The sequence below is a fragment of the Sorangium sp. So ce131 genome, assembly GCF_051519095.1.
Lineage (GTDB): Bacteria > Myxococcota_A > Polyangia > Polyangiales > Polyangiaceae > Sorangium.
In genome coordinates, this window is record NZ_CP150455.1 from 5,232,261 (window position 1) to 5,249,712 (window position 17,452).

Annotated in this window: 15 protein-coding genes; 7 read left to right on the top strand and 8 right to left on the bottom strand. The window is 70.1% G+C overall.

Annotation, left to right across the window (positions count from 1 at the left end; genetic code table 11):
* Positions 1-10 precede the first annotated feature (10 nt).
* Together WMF43_RS18840 and WMF43_RS18845 are read right to left on the bottom strand one after the other, a co-directional pair.
* Entirely contained in the window at positions 11-865 is an 855-nt protein-coding gene (locus WMF43_RS18840) for an urease accessory protein UreD (RefSeq protein ID WP_437681970.1), read from the bottom strand.
* A 181-nt stretch (positions 866-1,046) separates the two neighbouring features.
* Positions 1,047-2,126: a phytanoyl-CoA dioxygenase family protein gene (locus WMF43_RS18845; protein WP_437681972.1), complete on the bottom strand. Its 1,080-nt coding sequence runs from the start codon at positions 2,124-2,126 to the stop codon at positions 1,047-1,049.
* Between the two features lie 404 nt (positions 2,127-2,530).
* On the opposite strand from WMF43_RS18845, the gene WMF43_RS18850 reads away from it, so the two are divergent.
* From WMF43_RS18850 to WMF43_RS18860, 3 genes are read left to right on the top strand one after another with little or no spacing between them, the layout of a single operon-like run.
* Positions 2,531-3,589: a 3-keto-5-aminohexanoate cleavage protein gene (locus tag WMF43_RS18850; RefSeq protein ID WP_437681974.1), complete on the top strand. Its 1,059-nt coding sequence runs from the start codon at positions 2,531-2,533 to the stop codon at positions 3,587-3,589.
* Between the two features lie 27 nt (positions 3,590-3,616).
* Positions 3,617-4,597: a quinone oxidoreductase family protein gene (locus tag WMF43_RS18855; RefSeq protein ID WP_437681976.1), complete on the top strand. Its 981-nt coding sequence runs from the start codon at positions 3,617-3,619 to the stop codon at positions 4,595-4,597.
* A gap of 56 nt (positions 4,598-4,653) precedes the next feature.
* Positions 4,654-5,559 carry a TauD/TfdA dioxygenase family protein gene (locus tag WMF43_RS18860; RefSeq protein WP_437681978.1) on the top strand — a complete coding sequence of 302 codons (906 nt, stop codon included), beginning with the start codon at positions 4,654-4,656 and terminating at the stop codon, positions 5,557-5,559.
* A gap of 82 nt (positions 5,560-5,641) precedes the next feature.
* Here the strand turns inward: WMF43_RS18860 and WMF43_RS18865 are convergent, their stop codons facing one another.
* Positions 5,642-6,475, bottom strand: coding sequence for a pectate lyase family protein (locus tag WMF43_RS18865; protein WP_437681980.1), 834 nt, complete (start codon positions 6,473-6,475; stop codon positions 5,642-5,644).
* An 85-nt stretch (positions 6,476-6,560) separates the two neighbouring features.
* Between WMF43_RS18865 and WMF43_RS18870 the strand changes: the two genes are divergently transcribed.
* Positions 6,561-6,683 carry a hypothetical protein gene (locus tag WMF43_RS18870; RefSeq protein ID WP_437681982.1) on the top strand — a complete coding sequence of 41 codons (123 nt, stop codon included), beginning with the start codon at positions 6,561-6,563 and terminating at the stop codon, positions 6,681-6,683.
* A gap of 572 nt (positions 6,684-7,255) precedes the next feature.
* Here the strand turns inward: WMF43_RS18870 and WMF43_RS18875 are convergent.
* A complete protein-coding gene (locus WMF43_RS18875) occupies positions 7,256-7,801 on the bottom strand; it encodes a hypothetical protein (protein WP_437681984.1) in 546 nt (181 codons plus the stop codon).
* 170 nt (positions 7,802-7,971) lie between these two features.
* Positions 7,972-8,457, bottom strand: coding sequence for a hypothetical protein (locus WMF43_RS18880; protein WP_437681986.1), 486 nt, complete (start codon positions 8,455-8,457; stop codon positions 7,972-7,974).
* A 275-nt stretch (positions 8,458-8,732) separates the two neighbouring features.
* Here WMF43_RS18880 and WMF43_RS18885 point away from each other — a divergent pair, with 275 nt between their 5' ends.
* Together WMF43_RS18885 and WMF43_RS18890 are read left to right on the top strand one after the other, a co-directional pair.
* Positions 8,733-8,888 carry a hypothetical protein gene (locus WMF43_RS18885; protein WP_437681988.1) on the top strand — a complete coding sequence of 52 codons (156 nt, stop codon included), beginning with the start codon at positions 8,733-8,735 and terminating at the stop codon, positions 8,886-8,888.
* 172 nt (positions 8,889-9,060) lie between these two features.
* Complete coding sequence (locus WMF43_RS18890; protein WP_437681990.1) at positions 9,061-10,104, top strand: calcium-binding EGF-like domain-containing protein; 1,044 nt, start codon at positions 9,061-9,063, stop codon at positions 10,102-10,104.
* 9 nt (positions 10,105-10,113) lie between these two features.
* Here the strand turns inward: WMF43_RS18890 and WMF43_RS18895 are convergent, their stop codons facing one another.
* From WMF43_RS18895 to WMF43_RS18905, 3 genes are all read right to left on the bottom strand, one after another.
* Entirely contained in the window at positions 10,114-11,343 is a 1,230-nt protein-coding gene (locus WMF43_RS18895; protein WP_437681992.1) for a LuxR C-terminal-related transcriptional regulator, read from the bottom strand.
* A 125-nt stretch (positions 11,344-11,468) separates the two neighbouring features.
* Positions 11,469-14,021 (bottom strand): EGF domain-containing protein, encoded by a 2,553-nt coding sequence (locus WMF43_RS18900; RefSeq protein WP_437681993.1) that lies wholly within the window; start codon positions 14,019-14,021, stop codon positions 11,469-11,471.
* Between the two features lie 610 nt (positions 14,022-14,631).
* Positions 14,632-14,829, bottom strand: coding sequence for a hypothetical protein (locus WMF43_RS18905; protein ID WP_437681995.1), 198 nt, complete (start codon positions 14,827-14,829; stop codon positions 14,632-14,634).
* A 796-nt stretch (positions 14,830-15,625) separates the two neighbouring features.
* Between WMF43_RS18905 and WMF43_RS18910 the strand changes: the two genes are divergently transcribed.
* Positions 15,626-17,287: a hypothetical protein gene (locus WMF43_RS18910; protein ID WP_437681996.1), complete on the top strand. Its 1,662-nt coding sequence runs from the start codon at positions 15,626-15,628 to the stop codon at positions 17,285-17,287.
* Positions 17,288-17,452 lie beyond the last annotated feature (165 nt).

A 17,452-nucleotide genomic window follows, 5' to 3' on the forward strand; every position in this document is an offset into this window, starting at 1 on the left:
CGGCTCCTCCTCAGATCGACCAGAAACGAGGCATGCGCGCCGGACGACCGGAGCGCGCCGCCCTGAGCCACGCGACGAGATCGGTGAGGTCGCGCCGCACGTGCTCCGGCTCCGCGCCGAGCGCCCGGGCCACGAGCACCCCGCCGACGAGCGTGGCGCCCGCGCGGCACGCTCCGCGCGCGAGCCGCGCCCGGGCCTCGTCGACCCACGCCGCCGCGTCGTCGGCGACGAGCAGCACGAGCCCCGCCGCCGTGGCGCCCCCGAAGCCCGCGGGGTCCGCGACCTGCGCGGCGATGTCGCCGGACAGGCCGAGCGCGTCCGCCCACGCGAGCCGCCCGCCGCGCCGGACGCGCCAGGCGTCGTGCAGCGCGCCGGACGCGAAGCGCTCGCCCCGGGCCAGCCGGCCGAAGACGACGAGATCCAGCGCCAGGAGGCTCCCGCCGGGCGCCACGTCGAGCGCGACGCGCCGCTCGAGGCGCGCGTTATTGAACAGGATCGTCTCCTGGGGCAGCCACTCGAGCGCCGCGCCTTCCTCCACGCGGAGATCGAGCGACAGGCGGCAAGGAGCGCCGAGCGAGGGATAGATCTTCTCCGCGGCCTGGCTCGTCACCGTGGCCGCGGCGCCGCGGCCCGCCTCGACGGAGACGCGGAGCACATCGCCCCCGGCCATGCCGCCGGAGGTCGTGACGAACACCCCGAGCAGCGGTTCGCCCGGCGCCTGCCGCGGGAAGTCCATGCGGCACGGCACGCGGTGCTCGATGTGCACCGGCCACGTGCGATCGTGCCGCTCGAAGCGGACCTCGAGGAACCCGTCGTCCCGCTGCAGCCCCAGGCGGTGCTCGGGGTAATCCTGCGGATCAACCACGGAGCTCCCCTGGGAATCGTGCAAAGTACCCCACCTCGCGCCGTTCGCTGCTCGCCGGTCCGGCGCCGCCCTTGTACTCCGGCCGATACAGCGCTGTCCATAGGGCTTGGTCACGCGGCGCGTGATCCGCGTGTTGCCGAGGTGATCGGCGGGTCGGCCGCGCTGGGCGCTCGCCTCGCGGTCACACCGCAGGGCGCTCGCGGCTCTCCCGGCGGTTGTCCGGGTGGACCATCCGCAGGCGGGAAGGATCGTACGTGAAGAACGCGTCGAAGAGGTTCAAGAACGTGTGTTTCTCCCGGACGAGCCGCGAGCACACGTCGGGGCTCAGATCGGCGGGCTGCCCGCCGCGCAGGATCGGGAGGTTGAGGTCGGCGTCCGGGTTGCTCTCATCGCGGCTCGGCGCCGGCGCGAAGTTCAGGAGCCAGGAGGCGCGATCCACCGCCGAGGTGTTGGCGCGGCTCCCGTGCCACACGTGGTTGTGCAGGAACAGGGCGTCGCCGGCCCGCATCGTCATCTCGAGGGTCCGCTCCGGCGCGTCGAGCGGATCGACGTACATACACGCCCGCGTCTCGTCGATGTCGACGAGGGGTATCCAGAGGTGCACGGAGCCCTTGTGGCGCCTGGACGCCTCGGAGAAGGCTTCCTTGCCGCCGTCGACGTCCCGGTGGCGCTTGGTGGCGTACGAGGAGCCCGCGCGCACCACCATGACCTGCTCGTACTCGAGGAACACCTCGTCCCCGAGGATGCGCTGGAGGAGCGGCCCCAGCTTCTCGGCCATGGCCTGGAGCAGATAAGGGACGCGGAGCAGCACCTTCTCCAGGTTGATCTTGTCCCGGTGCGCGGCCCTGTCCCTCTCCCACACGTCGGCGATGAGGGGATTCACGACGCCGCGCAGGGCGCTCACGACGTCCGCCGACAGGACGCCTCGGACCACGGCGAACCCGCGGCGCTCGAAGTGCTCCTTGACCTCGGTCGCGTAAAACGCGTTGTCGACGGCCCGGATCCCCTCCCACACGTCCACCGGCCCGCCCTGATCGAGCGAGTGGGCGAAGAACCGCTCCGTCCTCTCCGCGCCGTCGGCGCGGCGCACCACGTACCGAAACGGCTCGCCGGGGGCCAGCTTGCCTGGGTCGACGGTGTAGACGTGCGGCAGGGCAGGGTGGGGCGCGCAGTCGACCGACACGCCGCCCTCGGACCGGGCCAGAAGGCGCTCGCCGTGCTGGAGGTGCATCTCGATGAGCCGGTGGTCGCTCGGATTCATGGCAAGCTGGCGAGGAATATACACCGGCGGCGGCGTGCGCGGCCGCCGAGGTTCGCCGCGGTCGGGTGATCCGCCGGCGATCCAGCGGCCTGCGGCCGGGAGCCTGTCCCCGGGGCTCGCCGGGGGCGGGCTCCCTCTGCCCGTCGAGCTGGTGCGCTCTTCTTCGTCCAGGATCGGCGTCTCGTGGCGCATGTCCCGCGCAGGGTGCAGCCGCGACGGCCCTCCGCGCCATGGGACCTTGGTCCTACGCCGCCTGCACCCTTGCGTTCGGAGCGACCGGGGACCAGGGAGGGACCGGGGACCAGGGACGATAGGAGCGCCGCGCAGCGCGCTTGCGCGCCGGCGCTCCGCTGGACCTGGCTCGACGGTGCCCTGAAGTCGACGGCCCCAGGAAAGGAATACCGATGAACTTTCTGGATCGCTCGCTTCTCCCCGAGAACCAGGAGAAGCTCGTCATCACGGTGGCGCCGTACGGGCCGGAGTGGGAGCCGGCCGATTTCCCCGGAGACATTGCGGTGACGATGGAAGAACAGGTCCAGAAGGCGGTGGATTGTTACTCCGCGGGCGCCACCGTGCTGCACGTGCACGCGCGCGAGGCGGACGGCAAGGGCTCCAAGCGGCTGTCCAGGTTCAACGAGCTCCTGGCGCGGCTGCGCGACGTGGTGCCCGACATGATCCTGCAGGTCGGCGGATCGATCTCCTTCTCCCCGGAGGGCGAAGGGGCGCAGGCCAAGTGGCTGAGCGACGATACGCGCCACATGCTGGCCGAGCTCTCGCCGAAGCCCGACCAGGTCACGATCGCGATCAACACCACCCAGATGAACGTCGTCGAGCTGATGACCGAGGACGACTATGCCGGCAGCTCGTTCGCGCGGCCGGAGGTCTACGAGGCGTACCGCGAGATGACCGTGCCCGCCGGCCCCGCCTGGGTCGAGGAGCACCTCCGGCGGCTCACGGCGGCGGGCATCCAGCCCCACTTCCAGCTCGCCAACGTTCCCCAGCTCGAGACCGTGGAGCGCCTGATCCGCCGCGGCCGCTACGCCGGGCCGCTCAACATCACCTGGGTCGCCATCGGCGGCGGGTTCGACGGGCCGAGCCCCTACAACATGATGGAGTTCGTCCGCCGCGTGCCCGACGGCGCCTGCCTGACGCTGGAGACGCTCATGCGCAACGTGCTGCCGATCAACACGATGGCGATCGCGATGGGGCTGCACACCCGCTGCGGCATCGAGGACACGCTCTGGGGACGCAAGGGGCAGCGCATGACCTCCGTGCAGCAGATCGAGCAGCTCGTCCGGATCGCGCGCGAGCTCGGCCGCGACGTGGCGGACGGCAGGGAGGCCCGCCGCATCTACAAGATCGGCGAGACGTACCGGGACGCCGAGGAGACCCTGTCGAAGCTCGGTTACGCGCCCGATCGCAAGGCGGGCGAGCGCGGCCTACCCCGGCGCGAGGCGGCCTAGCGCCTGCAGGAGATCGGGAGAAGTTTCATGGCACATGCAATCCGGTTCCACCGGACCGGCGGGCCGGAGGTCCTGCGCTGGGAGGAGGCCGTCGTCGGCAGTCCGGGTCCTGGCCAGGTCCGGGTCCGGCACGTCGCCGTCGGGCTCAACTTCGCCGACACGTACTTTCGCACCGGGCTTTACCCCGTGCCGCTCCCCACCGGCATCGGGGTCGAGGCCGCTGGCGTGGTGGAGGCGGTCGGCGAAGGTGTCACGAACGTCGCGCCGGGCGACCGGGTGACGTACACCGGCTTCCTGGACACGCTCGGGGCCTACTGCACCGAGCGGATCCTGCCCGCGGCGCCGCTGATCCGGCTGCCTGACAACATCGGCTGCGAGACCGCCGCGGCGATGACGATGCGCGGTCTGACGGCGGCCTACCTGCTGCGCCGCATCTGGCCTCTGAGGGCCGGCGACAGCGTCCTGGTGCACGCGGCGGCGGGCGGCGTGGGCCTGATCGTGTCGCAGTGGGCGAAGCTCCTCGGCCTCACGGTGATCGGCGCGGTGTCGACCGAGGCCAAGGGGGACATCGCCCGCGCCCACGGCTGCGACCATGTCATCCATCCCGGCCGCGAGGACGTGGCGAGGCGCGTGCGCGAGCTGACGGGCGGAGCCGGCGTGTCGGTCGTCTACGACAGCATCGGCAGGGACACGTTCGCCGGCTCGCTCGGCTCGCTGAGGCGGCGCGGGCTGCTCGTGTGCATGGGCACGGCCTCGGGCCCGGTGCCGCCGCTCGACGTGGCAGAGCTCGCAGTCAAGGGATCGGTGTTCGTCACGCGCCCCGCGCTCGCCGACTACATCGCCGATCCCGCGGAGAAGGCCGAGCTCGCAGGCGAGCTGTTCGGCCACGTCGCCGCGGGGCGCATCCGGATCGAGATCAACCAGCGCTACAGGCTGGAGGACGCGGCGCAGGCGCACCGCGACCTCGAATCGCGCCGGACGACGGGATCGTCGATCTTCGTCGTCTAGCGCGCGAAGCCGACCCCAGACCGCCGTGCCGGCGCCAAGGAAACAGGAGGACCAGAATGACCACCTCAGCACTCGCCAGATCGGCCGCCGCCCGCCCGGAGACGCGGGGATCCATCCCGGTCGAGCCGCTCACCTGCACCATCGGCGCCGAGCTCCGCGGCGTGAGCCTGGCCGACGCCGCGCGCGACGACGCGCTCTTCGCCGGGATCAGGGCGCTCCTGTTGAAGCACCGGGTCCTGTTCCTGCGCGACCAGGACATCACGCGCGCGGATCACGTCGCCTTCGCGAGGCGCTGGGGCGAGCTCGAGGACCACCCCATCGCCGGCAGCGATCCCGATCATCCGGGGCTGGTGCGCATCTACAGGGACCAGAACAGCCCGCCGGATCACTACGAGAACTCGTACCACTGCGACGCGACCTGGCGCGAGGCGCCGCCGATGGCCTGCGTCCTGCGCTGCGTCGAGACGCCGGCGGTCGGCGGCGACACCATCTGGGTCAACATGGTCGAGGCGTACAGTCGCCTGCCCGAGCACATCAAGCAGCGGATCGCCGGGCTCCGCGCGAGGCACAGCCTCGAGGCCACCTTCGGCGGAACGATGTCGATGGAGAAGCGCCACGCGCTCAGGGCCAGCTACCCCGACGCGGAGCACCCGGTGGTGCGCACCCATCCGGAGACCGGCGAGAAGGTCCTGTTCGTCAACGCCTTCACCACGCACTTCGTCAACTTCCACACGCCGGAGAACGTGCGCGTCGGCCAGGATTTCACGCCCGGGGCGAGCCACCTCTTGAGCTACCTGATCAGCCAGGCGGCCATCCCCGAGTACCAGGTCCGCTTTCGCTGGAAGAAGAACAGCGTTGCGATCTGGGACAACCGCTGCACCCAGCACTACGCCGTCCAGGATTACTGGCCTGCGGTGCGCAGGATGGAGCGCGCCACGATCACCGGCGACCGGCCCTGCTGACGTCCGCGAGCTGCAAGTCCGGCTCCGGATGACTCCCGAAGTGATCCCCAGCCGCGCACGGCAGAGGAGCTGAAACGCGCGGTCAGGGCAGGTTCTCGAGAGGATCCGTCTTGCCGACGCCGGCGTGCGTGACGACGATGGCCTTGACGGCGGCCGAGCTGTCGAGCGGATACTCGTACGGCGCGGTCCAGACGCAGTCCGCGCCGGAGGCCTGGGTCCCGGTGGTCGCCTCGAACAGGTTGTCGATGCGATCCGTGCCGCCGGCCGGGCTGTCCAGCGTGGTGATGGGGTTATTGACCTTGTAGAAGTGGTTGCCCTCGACCCGCAGGCAGGCGGCAACCCGTGAGTTCACCCCCGACGTCGGGACGTTCTCGAAGTAGTTGTTGAACACGTGGCCGTTGCCGCCGCGGTAGCTCGGGAGGCGCGAGTTGACGTTGTTGATGTGGTTGTGATGGAAGGTGATGCGGCGGTCGCTGTCGTCGCTGTCCGACGAGCCGACCAGCATGCCCTTCCAGTGATCGTGCAGGTAAGTCCACGAGATCGTGATGTCCGAGGACTCGTGGGTGGCGTCGATGAGGCCGTCGTACTTGTCCTTGTTGGAGTTCACGGCGGGCGAATCGGCCCAGAGCTCGCAGTGGTCGATCCAGACGTTGTGGCTCTCGTCCATGTGGATGCCGTCGCCGTTGCCGCTGCTGGCGAGCACGTGGTGGATCTTCAGGTTGCGGATGATGATGTTGGAGGACCTCCTCAGGTTGAGCCCGATCCCCTCCAGCTCCCCGTTCGAGCCGACCCCCACGATGGTCTTGTCGGAGGCGACGTCCACGTCCTCGCCGCTGCCGCTGATCTTGCCGGTGATCTGGATGATCAGGGCGCCGGACCGCTTGGCCTCCGTCCTCAGGGCGTCGAGCGAGCTCACCGAGACGACCTCGCCGCCCTTGCCGCCGGTGGTGCCGCTGCCGGTCGTCGCATACCCGTAGAGCCGGAAGTCGACGCCGCCGGGGGTGCCACCGCCGGAGCCGCCGCTGCCGCCGGAGCCGCCGCTGCCGCTCGTCGCACCGCCGCCGCTGGAGGAAGATCCGCTGCTCGAGCTGCTGCTGCTGCTCGAGCCATCGGCGACCGGCTGAAGCTCGATGTAGTCGACCTTCAGATCGTAGTCTCCTCTCGCAGTTCTAGCAAGCGGCGGGCCGATGCTACGGGAGCGCCGTGGTCTGGGCGAATCGAGCCGATTCTGCGCTGCGGATGCAGCTTGCGTGCAGCTTTTGGATCTGGGTGGACCGCGCTGAGGTGACGCTGTAAACCCGGCGTTGACGGAGCCAGCTGACGCCGGAGATCGACTATCCGTTGCCGCGTCCTCTCAAGGGTGGAAATTCGAGCGAATATCCACCTGAGCTCGCTCCGCGTCCTCGATGGCCCTCTGCTGGGATGGGGCGCCGCGCCGTTGGTTCATCGCGCCGGAGGGAGCGGCGGCGGGAGGCAGGGCTCTGGCGACCGGGTGGTGGACGTCCTGCCCGACCACGTCCCCTCCGATATCTCCGAGCAGGGGCGCCGCATCACGCTCGCGGAGCGCCTGTCGCGCTTGCGGGACAGCTCCGCGACTTGCTCCCGCAGCCGCGCGATTTCTGCTCTCAAATCCTCCATCGACGGCATCATGCCGAGTCGACCGCATCCGCGTGTCTGGGCTTCATTCCCCGTGCGATCACTGGGTGAGCACGATGCTGTCGACCAGGCCCGTGGTGCTGCTGACGGGAGTGCCGAGCAGGCATCCGACGACGCTGCCGAGATAGCTGATCCCGGACGTGACCTTGGTGGCAGAGTCTCCGGCGTAGCGCCCGGCGGTGACGGTCCCGGTAAAGATGGCGGTTTGGCCGGCGACGGTGGGGGCTGACCAGGTGATGGTGCTGGTGCCGCCGGTGGCGTCGTTCCAGGTGACGGTCTCCGTCTCCGGCGGCCCCGCGGTGACGGGCACGCAGCTGAGGGACACCGCGATGGAGGCGGCGCCGGTGGCGCTGGGGCCGATCGCGCAGGTGTCGTAGTCGAAGGCCTCGGTCACCGTGACGGTCTGCGGGGTGGCGGTGACGGCCGGGCTGAAGGATCGGCTGAAGGATCCGGCGCAGTGAACGTCGATGACCGCTGCGCGCGCGGGTGCAGCGAGGGTGAAGCACACCGGGGCTGCGGCGGCCATGATGGCGGCAACGGTGAGCTGGGCGACTCGCAGCGTGTTGATCTTCGCGTTACGGAGCATCGGTCATCCCTCCTGTGAGAATCGTGGAGAGCCCAGGTTATTGTGGAGTGGCATGCAAATCGTGGGATGAAGGTATTCACCGCAGGCCCCTGCGCGCCTTTCGCGTTTCGGGGCGCTGTCGTCTGCGCACAGGCGGCAACGTTCGTGCAGCGGCGCCATGGCGAAGGCGGTCACGGGCTCGGCGTCGCGCGCCGGCCGGTGAAGGTGTCGGAGGCGATGGGATCGCCGGTGTCGGTCGAGGGATCGAGCGGGTCTTCGCCGTCCTCGAAGGTGCGCACGACGAGCGAGCCGGCGATCTCGCCGCAGCCCTGACCGACCGTGTCGAGGACGATATCGATCCGGGCCGTCGTCAGCAGGGTGTTGTCCTCGTCGTAGACGAACGCGAACAAGGCGCCTCGAGCGCCGTCATCTCCGACCTTCTCCCAGCTGCCCTGCTGGTTCGAGAAATTGTAGAGGGGCTGCGTCGAGGTGGTCCCGAAGAAGGACCCGTCGGCCCCGAACGTCCAGAAATCCCTGGCCCCGCCCGCTTCCGAGATCAGGTAGGTCCCGGCGCACCTGCGGGGGAAGCCGCCGGCCAGGGTTGGCGCCGGCCGGAGGGCGAGCCCGAGGGCCGCGAGCGGGAGCAGCGAGAGCGCGAACAGGAGCCTCTTGTGCATTCGGGTTTCGATCCTTTTCCACGCCCTCTTGACGGGGCGGAGGCGTATGCCATGGCCGCAGCGTAAACGTCAGCGCCGTGGGCGGTCAGGTTGTTTCACTGTGAATTCACTGTGAATCGCATCGCCGGGTCGGCGCTCGCGCCGCTTCTCGCGCGCTCCGCGGCGAAGAGCGCGCGCGGATCCGGCGCGGGCGGCGGCAGCCGATCAGCCGGGCATCCGCAATTTGCCTGCGGGAAGGGGGAGACCGTGAGCCGCTCCGGCTGAAGCTCGCCGAGGTGTACGCGCGCGAGATGGGCAAGCTCGACGAGGCGGTGAGCGTCTACCGCGGCCTCGTCGAGGACGATCCGTCCGACGAGGACACGATCCGTGCGCTCGACGCGCTCCTCCGCGCGAACGAGCGGAAGGACGACCTCCGGTGGCTCTTCCGGTGAGGTCGCGCTCGACGCTCTCGCCCGCTTCTTTCACTTTACCAGATCTGCGTGCTTCGTCGCAAGTGCGGGAATCCGGCCCTTTGTTTGTCCCTTCAGATTGCTAAGCCGTGCCAGCCCGACGTATCGCGTCGCGCGACACCCCCTACGCTTGGACAAGAACAGAGGACCAGACATGCGTCATCTCAAGAGCGCTCTTTCCTATCTCGCGATCCCTGCTTTCTCCGCCCTGCTCCTCGCGAGCTGTACGGGCGCCGGCCCCTCCGCGGCCGATAGCGATGAAGGCGACGAGGCCGTGGGCGAGGCCCATGCGGCGCTCACCCCCGAGCAGTGCAACTACTTCGATGTCAACGGCACGGTCCAGATCTGCCACCACACGGGCTCCACGACGAAGCCGTACACGATCGTCCGCGTCAGCGAGCAGGCGTGCGTCAACGCACACAGCGCCCACAGCGGTGATTACGTCACCAGCCTTGACCCGAACTCCCCGCTCTACGACCCGACGTGCGGCGGCCAGGGCTGCCTGGCCGTGAACGCGCCGTGCGACGCCACGGTGCCCTGTTGCGACGGCCTCACGTGCCAGAGCGGAACCTGCGTCGACGTCGACGAGTGCGCCGCCGGCACGGACAACTGCGACGCCAACGCGGCGTGCACGAACACCGCGGGCTCCTTCACCTGCGCCTGCAACACCGGCTACACCGGCGACGGCGTCACCTGCACCGACGTCGACGAGTGCGCCGCCGACACCGACAACTGCGACGCCAACGCCACCTGCACGAACACCGCGGGCTCCTTCACCTGCGCTTGCAACACCGGCTACACCGGCGACGGCGTCACCTGCGAGCCGGACGGCCCGAGCTGCCCGTGCGCTGCGTACCCGGAGTGGCAGGCCGCGCTCGCCGGGACGCTCGTGACCTCGGGACCGTGCCTGAGCTATTCTTTCCCCGCTCCCTACGGGACTCAGGTAGATAGCGTGAACAACAACGCCTGGGCTTTCTCCAGGAACGGCTCGACCGTCGTCCGCCTCATCGGCGGAGCGGCGGACGGACGGTCCGCTCCCTTTGACCCGCCGTCCACCGAATACTTCTGCGGTCTGCAAACCCACAACGAGTCCTTATTTTGCGGCGGCCAAGGCTTTCCTGTGTCGCTCAACGGTCTGACCGCGGAAGAGGGCGCGGCGTGCAAGGCCGAGATCCTGAGCTGGGCGACGTCGCAATGACGTGACGTCTCACCCGCCCATCTTCGCCCACAGCCGCCCCAGCTCCGCGGCCCCGCTCGCCCCCAGCTTCTTCATCGCGCGCCCGCGGTGACGCTCCACCATCCCCACGGAAATCTCGAGCTCGGCCGCGATCTGCTTGTTGAGCATCCCCCGCGCCACCCGCGCGCACACCTCTCGCTCGCGGGGCGTCAGCGACGCGAGCCGCGCCGAGAGCGCGGCATGCTCCTCGGCGACCGCCGGCGAGAGCGCCCTCGAGGCGATGAGCCCGCGGCTCCGCGTCTCCGCGGGCGTCTCGTGAAATGCCTGGACATAAGCCGCCTCGAAGCGCTCTGTCCGCAGGAAGCCGGCCGCGTGCACGACGCGCATCACCGGCACCTCCGGCTCGGACAGCAGCGTTCGCCGCGCCTGGGCGAGCCGCCGCTCCCGGACGAAGGCCGCTGTCGTGGTGCCCCGGTGCTTCCAGAAAGCGGCGTCGAGCGCCGCCGTGCTCGCGCCCGTGAGCGCAGCCAGATCGCGCGCGCGGATCGGCTCCCCGGCGTGGGCCTCGACGAGCTCCTCGACCCTCCGCACCGCCGACCGGCTCGACGGCGGCGCAGGCCTCTCCAAGAGGTGGGCGAGATCATGGGGCTGCCCGAGCAAGAGAGCGCGGGCCACGGCCTCGCACAGGTTGTTGACGAGCACGGGGTGCTCGATCGGCGTGCCTCGCGCGACCTCGTCCGAGAGGAAGAACAGGAGCCGCTCCAGGTGCGCCCCCGCGCCGCCCCCGGTGCGCATCTGGAGCGAGAACACCGGGCTCTCCGCCACTTGCTCGCCGGTGAGCGCCTCGAGCTGGGCCGCGAGGAAGGCCGGATCCACCCGCACGTTGTTCGAGCGAAACCCTCCGGCGCTGGTCCACTCGACCGTGGTCCCCGGCGAGCAGACGGCCACGCCCTGCCCGAGCGCGATCTCTGCGCGCTCGCGCCCCACGCCCGCCCGAGCCGAACCGCTGGTGAGCAGGTTGATGACGTGCGCGCCGGGCTCCACCGCGAGGTGGACGGGCGACGAGGCATCGCAGACCCCTTGAACGAGCGCGATCGGGCCGAGCTTGGCTACCCGGGCGCTCCACGCAAAGCCCTCGGCGGAAGTCTCCAGCGCGAGCGGACCGTAGAGGGAACGGAGCCAGGTGTAGGCCGATGCGAGGTCGTTTACATCGATGCGCAGGTACGGGTCGACCGTGGGGGTCTTGTCAGGGACGTGCATCGAGCCCGGGGACCTCCCATGAGCCGTGAAGACTGCCACGCAGTGGGCGCAGGGTTGAACCGGCCAGTCCGGCCGGTCTCGTCAGTGGACTGCCCGGACGAACCGCAGCGTCAGGGCGAAGAGGGTCAGAGTCCGTTGGGGATCACGGTGAGGGTGCCGGAACCCCGGTTGGTCAGGATGAGATCGTCGTACCCATCGCCATCCAGGTCCGCGGCGGCGATGGCGTTGGGGCCTGGCGAGGTGCCGGTCGGGACGACGGAGCCCGAGACGAAGGTCCCGTTGCCGTTGCCGGTCATCGGGCGGACGCCGCCCGAGGCGCTGGTGACCAGGATGTAGGCGTCGAGCTTGCCGTCGCCGTTGAAATCACTGGCCACGACCCCCAGCGCCGAGTTGGCGCTCACGGTGGGCGCAGCGACGGACTGAACGCCGCTCGCGACAGTGCCGTTGCCGTTCCCCTTGAAGAAGAAGAGGTACCGGCCGGCCGCGCCGTTCGAGAGGATGTCGAGCTTGCCGTCGCCGTCGGCGTCGCCGAAGGCGATGCCCGCCGTCTGGCCGTTGGCGGAGTTGGTGTAAGCGACCGGTGCGGCGAACGAGCCGTTGCCCTGGTTGATGAGGATCGACAGGCGTGCGGAGCCGGGGCTCGTCACCACGATATCGGAGAAGCCGTCGCCGTTCAGATCACGGCAGGCGATGGTCGACTGCACGCCGCCGGTGCCCGAGATGGTGATGAACGTGGGCGCGCCGAAGCTGCCCGTGCCGGTGCCGGAGATCACGCTCACCTGGTTCAGGGTCACGCTGGTGGTGGCGATGTCGGCCGCCCCATCGTTATCGAAGTCCCCGGTGCAGAGGTGCACGGAGCCCGGGGTGCCGGTGGTGAAGCTCGTCGGCGCGCCGAAGGTTCCGGGCGCGCTCGGGCCCAGGTTTCGGTAGACGCTGATGCTCCCGTTGACGATGGGCAGGTTGGTCTGGCCGTTGACGGTGACGGCATCGAGCCACCCGTCGCCGTCCACGTCCACCGCCACGACCGCGTTGCTGGAGAGCGGGGCGCCCGTATAGTAGAGCTCCGGCTGGACGGTCGCGTCGCCGTTGCCGTGGAACACGGAGAGCGACCCGGAGGGGGTCAGCAACGAACCGGATTCGGCGTTGGCCACCAGGACGTCGAGCTTGCCGTCGCCGTTCACATCGGCGACCGCCGGAGCCAGCGGGCTGTGGGGGACGGAGGTGTCGATCGGCGTGCCGGGGACCTGACCGGAGGGCGGGGTCTGGCAGCCACCGTTCGAGCAGATTTCACCCGCCGCGCACGCGCTGTTGCAGGCGCTGCAGTGGGAGGCGTCGCTCTGGAGGTTCACCTCGCAGCCGTCGGACGTGAGCCCGTTGCAGTCCGCGAGGCTGCCTTCGCACGCCTCGCAGTTGGTCCCCTCGTAGGTGGGCGCGCACTCGCAGGTGTAGCTGCTGAGGCCGTCGGTGCAGGCCCCGCCGTTCTGGCACGGGTTGGGCGCGCACTCGTCGATCTCGGTGCACGTGGCGCCATCGCCCGAGTAACCCGCGTTGCAGGCGCAGGTGAACGAGCCCGACGTGTTGGTGCACGTCGCGTTCGCATCGCAGTTGGCCGTAGCGGCGGCGCACTCGTCGACGTCGGTGCACGTGACGCCATCGCCGGAGTAACCGGCGTTGCAGGCGCAGGTGAAGGAGCCCGGCGTGTTGGTGCACGCGGCGTTCGCGCCGCAGTTGTCGGTGTCCAGGGCGCACTCGTCGGCGTCGGTGCACGTGACGCCGTCGCCGGAGTAGCCCGCGTTGCAAGCGCAGGTGAAGGAGCCAGCCGTGTTGGTGCACGCCGCGTTCGTGTCGCAGTTGTCGGTGCCGAGAGCGCACTCGTTAACATCGGTGCACGTGACGCCGTCGCCGGAGTACCCTGCGTTGCAAGCGCAGGTGAAGGAGCCCGCCGTGTTGGTGCACGCGGCGTTCGCGTCGCAGTTGTCCGTGCCCAGGGCGCACTCGTCGACGTCGGTGCACGTGACGCCGTTGCCGGAGTACCCTGCGTTGCAAGCGCAGGTGAAGGAGCCCGGCGTGTTGGTGCACGCGGCGTTCGCGTCGCAGTTGTCCGTGCCCAGGGCGCACTCGTCGACGTCGGTGCACGTGACGCCGTTGCCGGAGTACCCTGCGTTGCAAGCGCAGGTGAAGGAGCCCGGCGTGTTGGTGCACGCGGCGTTCGCGTCGCAGTTGTCCGTGCCCAGGGCGCACTCGTTCACATCGGTGCAGGTGCCGCTCTGGCAGGTGAGGCCGTCGCAGCACGGCACCGTGGGATCGCACGGCGCGTTCACGGCCAGGCAGCCCTGGCCGCCGCAGGTCGGGTCGTAGAGCGGCGAGCTCGGGTCGAGGCTGGTGACGTAGTCCTGGGCGTGGGAGCTGTGCGCGTTGATGCACGCCTGCTCGCTGACGCGAATGATCGTGTACGGCTTCGTCGTGGAGCTGGTCTTGTGGCAGAGCTGGACCGTACCGTTGACGTCGAAGTAGTTGCACTGCTCCGGGGTCAGCGCGCCATGGGCTTCGCCCACGGCCTCGTCGCCGTCGTCGCCGTCGGCCGCGGACGGGCCGGCGCTGGTGCAGCTCGCGAGCAGCAGGGTGGAGAAAGCCGGGATCGCCAGATAACCGAGAAGAGAGCTCTTGAGATGGCGCATGTTGGTCCTTTGTTGATGTTCAAAGCAGGGGTGCCGCGCGATGCCGAGCCTGGGCTGGCTGGAGAAATCTCGGATCGCACAATTCCCAATTCAAGATCGATGCCAGTGCGAATACTTCTTTTGGGGAGGTGATGTCGAGGCAGGCCCCTGCGCGCCTCTCGCGTTTCGCGCGCGCCGCCGCACGAGCCGCCGGCTCCCGTGCTGAAATCGCGCTGAAATCAGGGCACGCCGGCTCATCGGGCCCATTGGCCCGGTATCGCGCACACCGCGGTCCCCCCACGAGCAGCCCCCGGGGCCAGCCGCGCTCCGCCGCTGCTGCTGCTGCCTGAATGCCTCAGCTGCGGAGCGTACCCCTCACCACCCTGAATGATCGCGGACACTCCTCCGCAATCGATAACTGAGTGTCGATCGGCATGTTACTGGCCGGGCGATCCATGTAAATCGAAAAAATGCTTTCGCGCACGTTCAGAGGGGCTGCGTCGAGGTGGTCCCGGAGAAGGACCCGTCGGCCCCCGAACGTCCAGAAATCCCTCGCCCCGCCCGCTTCCGAGATCAGGTAGGTCCCGGCGCAGGTGGCAGGGAAGCCGCCGGCCAGGGTAGGCGCCGCTCGTCACGGGCAGGTGTCGATCGCGGTGCTCGTGATGGGTGCCCAGGTGCTCGAGCCGCCGGCGGCGGTGTACTGCACGGTCGCGGCGTTGTCGGCGCCGCACGGTTGCGATTTGCCGTTCGAGCCGGCGGCGCGGATCTGCTGCACCGAAGAGGCCCGCGCCGAGCAAGGGGACCACGGCGACGAGGGCGCCGAGCCCATGACGGAGACGGATCCTCGAAAGCTCGTTCATGACGGAAGAACCCTCCTGTCCGGCGCTCCGCGCGATCACGGGAGATACCGGCCGTTGTTCGCCTGGGGTCCGCGGCGGTGGCGGCGGGTGCATCCCCACGACAGCGCACGGTAGATCTCCGGCGCGGTGCTCCGTCATGTTGTTCACTGTGAATCGCACCGAGAGCCGAGACCTCACCGGATCGCCTTCGAAACCCGGCGACGCCGTATGACGTTGTCGTGGCGTGGGCCGGCGCGAGCGGGTGCGAATCGCACCGTGCCTCCGGGCCGAGGTGGCCGACGGCGCCGCGATCCTCCCGCTGGAGCGGCACCCGGACCTCCTCCCCTCTTGAACAATCCTCGCCAATCCCAGTTGCGCGCTCGCGGGCGCGGGCCACCGGGAAGAACCCGAAGTCCGTCCTTGGTTGCCACGCGCCTCGGAGGAGGCGCGATGTGCTCACGATGGAAAGTCCTCCCTGGCGGCCTTCCGGCCAGGACGCCGTCCTCGGCGCGAGTCATCGTAGGACCGGCGTTGCCCTCCCGACGGGGCGGAGGCGCGTGTACCCTGACCGCGCACGGTCAACGTCAGCGCAGCGGCCCATCACATTGATTCACCGTGAACTCGCCGTGAATCGCATCGCCAGGTCGGCGCTCGCGCCGCTCCTCGCGCATTTCGCGGCGGAACGGCCGGGCGTGGGGCGAGGTCCCCCGCTCTCCGCCGGGTGTGAAACCCGGTGCGATTCACGCCGTTGCGTTCGGAGGGTCCCTAGGTGAGGATGCTGATACGATGAAGCGATCTCCGCAGACCGACCAGCGCGCCGCCGTCGCGGCCGAGCTGGAGCGGGTGGTGGCGAGCCCGGTGTTCGGCGGGTCTGCGCGGCAGATCCGGTTGCTCCGCTTCCTGGTTGGCGAGGCGCTCGCGGGGCGCGGCGCCGAGCTGCGCGCGTCTCTCCTCGCCACGCGCGTCTTCGAGCGGCCCGAGGGCTTCGACTCCGTCGAGGACTCGATCGTGCGCGTCGAGATGAGCAAGCTCCGGCGCGCCCTTGAGCGCTACTACGCCGCGAGCCCCGCCGCCACGGTCCGCATCGAGCTGCCGCGCGGCCGCTACGCCCCCATCTTCGTCACGGGGCCGGCCGCGGCCGACCCCGCACAGCCCTCCGTCGCCCCGCGTCCCTCGATGGATTCGCAGCCCGCCGAGGGGCCGGGTCCAACGTCCCCCCGAGCGGGCAGTATCCCGGACAGCGCCGGCGGGCCCGTGGTCGCGATCCTCGCCTTTACCTCGATCGCTGCCGCCTCCACCGCCTCGAACGCGGCCGCGCCGCAGAGCGAGCCGCTGGAGCTGGGTTCTACGGGCACGCGGCGCTGCACCGTCGCCCGCGGCCTGACCGACCGGCTCGGCGACCTCTTCGTTCGCGCCCCGCGCGTGCGCGTGCTCTCGCGCGCCGCGACCCTGGACGAGGCCGAGGCGCGGGGCGCGCGCTACGTGGTCGAGGGGTGCGTGCGGCTCGTCCCCGGCGCGCTCCGCGTGGCGGTCAAGCTCCACGACACCACGCGCGGGATCCAGGTGTGGGGCAGGACGTTCGACCGCGTCGACGTCGAAGACCGCCTGTTCGCCGTCGAGGACGAGATCGCCCGCGAGATCACCACCCTGCTCGTCACGCTGCCCCTCGGCGTGGTCCATGCCATCGAGTCCGAGGAGCGCTCCGTCCACGCTCCCCGGTCGGCGTATGACGTGCTCCTGCGCTTCCCCCGGTGGCTCGCCACCTTCGATCCCGACCTGCAAGCCGAGCTCGCGGACCACTGCGCGCGCTTCCTCCACCTCGACCCCGATGACGGGGCGCTGCTGGCGTATTCCGCGTTCTTTCAGGTGCTCTCGTCGTGGACGGCGGCCGGCAGGGACTATGATCTTCGCCTGGCAGAAGGCCGCGCGCGCCGGGCCGTGGCGCTCGAGCCCAAGCTGGCCAATGCCCACCAGGTGCTCGCGTTCGTGCTGCTCGAAGCCGGCGACGGCGTGGGGGCGCTGGCCGAGGCCGAGATCGCCTTGAGGCTCGGCGGGCCGCTCATGCTCACGGGCTTCCTCCTCGCGCTCGTCGGCGAGTGGGAGCGCGGCACGGCCATCCTCCGCAAGCACCAGGGCTGGACGAAGCGTTATCCCGGCGCCGTCCACCACGCCCTCGCGCTCGACGCCTGTCGCCGCGGCGACTACGCGGCTGCCCTCGTCGAGGCCGAGGCCATCGCTCCCCTCCACCTCGCCTGGGGCGCGCTCGACCGCGCCGTCGCCCTGGCCCGCCTCGGCCGCCTCGCCGCCGCCCGCGCCGCCGCCCGCGAGCTCGCCGCCATCCTGCCCCAGGTCGCGCGGGATCCCCGGGCCGTCGTCCGCCGGATGACCGCGGACCAGGCCCTGGCCTGTGACCTCGTGGAGGCGCTCGCGCTCGCAGGGCTCGGTTGAAGGGGAGACGAATCGTGGCGGCCGCCGGTGTACCCCAACCACCGGTTGGGCACGCGAGGACGTCGAGCACAAACGTGCGGCGCAGAAGCTCGGCGCGGTTTATCGACCAAGCGCGCTCGGAGAAGGCGGCAAAAGCCCGCGGAGCCATTCCGGGGCGTTAACATG

Bases quoted from the DNA above. Each gene is read 5' to 3' on its own strand.
- WMF43_RS18845 (WP_437681972.1), bottom strand. From the start codon at position 2,126: ATGAATCCGAGCGACCACCGGCTCATCGAGATGCACCTCCAGCACGGC.
- WMF43_RS18850 (WP_437681974.1), top strand. From the start codon at position 2,531: ATGAACTTTCTGGATCGCTCGCTTCTCCCCGAGAACCAGGAGAAGCTC.
- WMF43_RS18855 (WP_437681976.1), top strand. From the start codon at position 3,617: ATGGCACATGCAATCCGGTTCCACCGGACCGGCGGGCCGGAGGTCCTG.
- WMF43_RS18860 (WP_437681978.1), top strand. From the start codon at position 4,654: ATGACCACCTCAGCACTCGCCAGATCGGCCGCCGCCCGCCCGGAGACG.
- WMF43_RS18875 (WP_437681984.1), bottom strand. From the start codon at position 7,801: ATGCTCCGTAACGCGAAGATCAACACGCTGCGAGTCGCCCAGCTCACC.
- WMF43_RS18880 (WP_437681986.1), bottom strand. From the start codon at position 8,457: ATGCACAAGAGGCTCCTGTTCGCGCTCTCGCTGCTCCCGCTCGCGGCC.
- WMF43_RS18890 (WP_437681990.1), top strand. From the start codon at position 9,061: ATGCGTCATCTCAAGAGCGCTCTTTCCTATCTCGCGATCCCTGCTTTC.
- WMF43_RS18895 (WP_437681992.1), bottom strand. From the start codon at position 11,343: ATGCACGTCCCTGACAAGACCCCCACGGTCGACCCGTACCTGCGCATC.
- WMF43_RS18900 (WP_437681993.1), bottom strand. From the start codon at position 14,021: ATGCGCCATCTCAAGAGCTCTCTTCTCGGTTATCTGGCGATCCCGGCT.
- WMF43_RS18905 (WP_437681995.1), bottom strand. From the start codon at position 14,829: ATGGGCTCGGCGCCCTCGTCGCCGTGGTCCCCTTGCTCGGCGCGGGCC.
- WMF43_RS18910 (WP_437681996.1), top strand. From the start codon at position 15,626: ATGAAGCGATCTCCGCAGACCGACCAGCGCGCCGCCGTCGCGGCCGAG.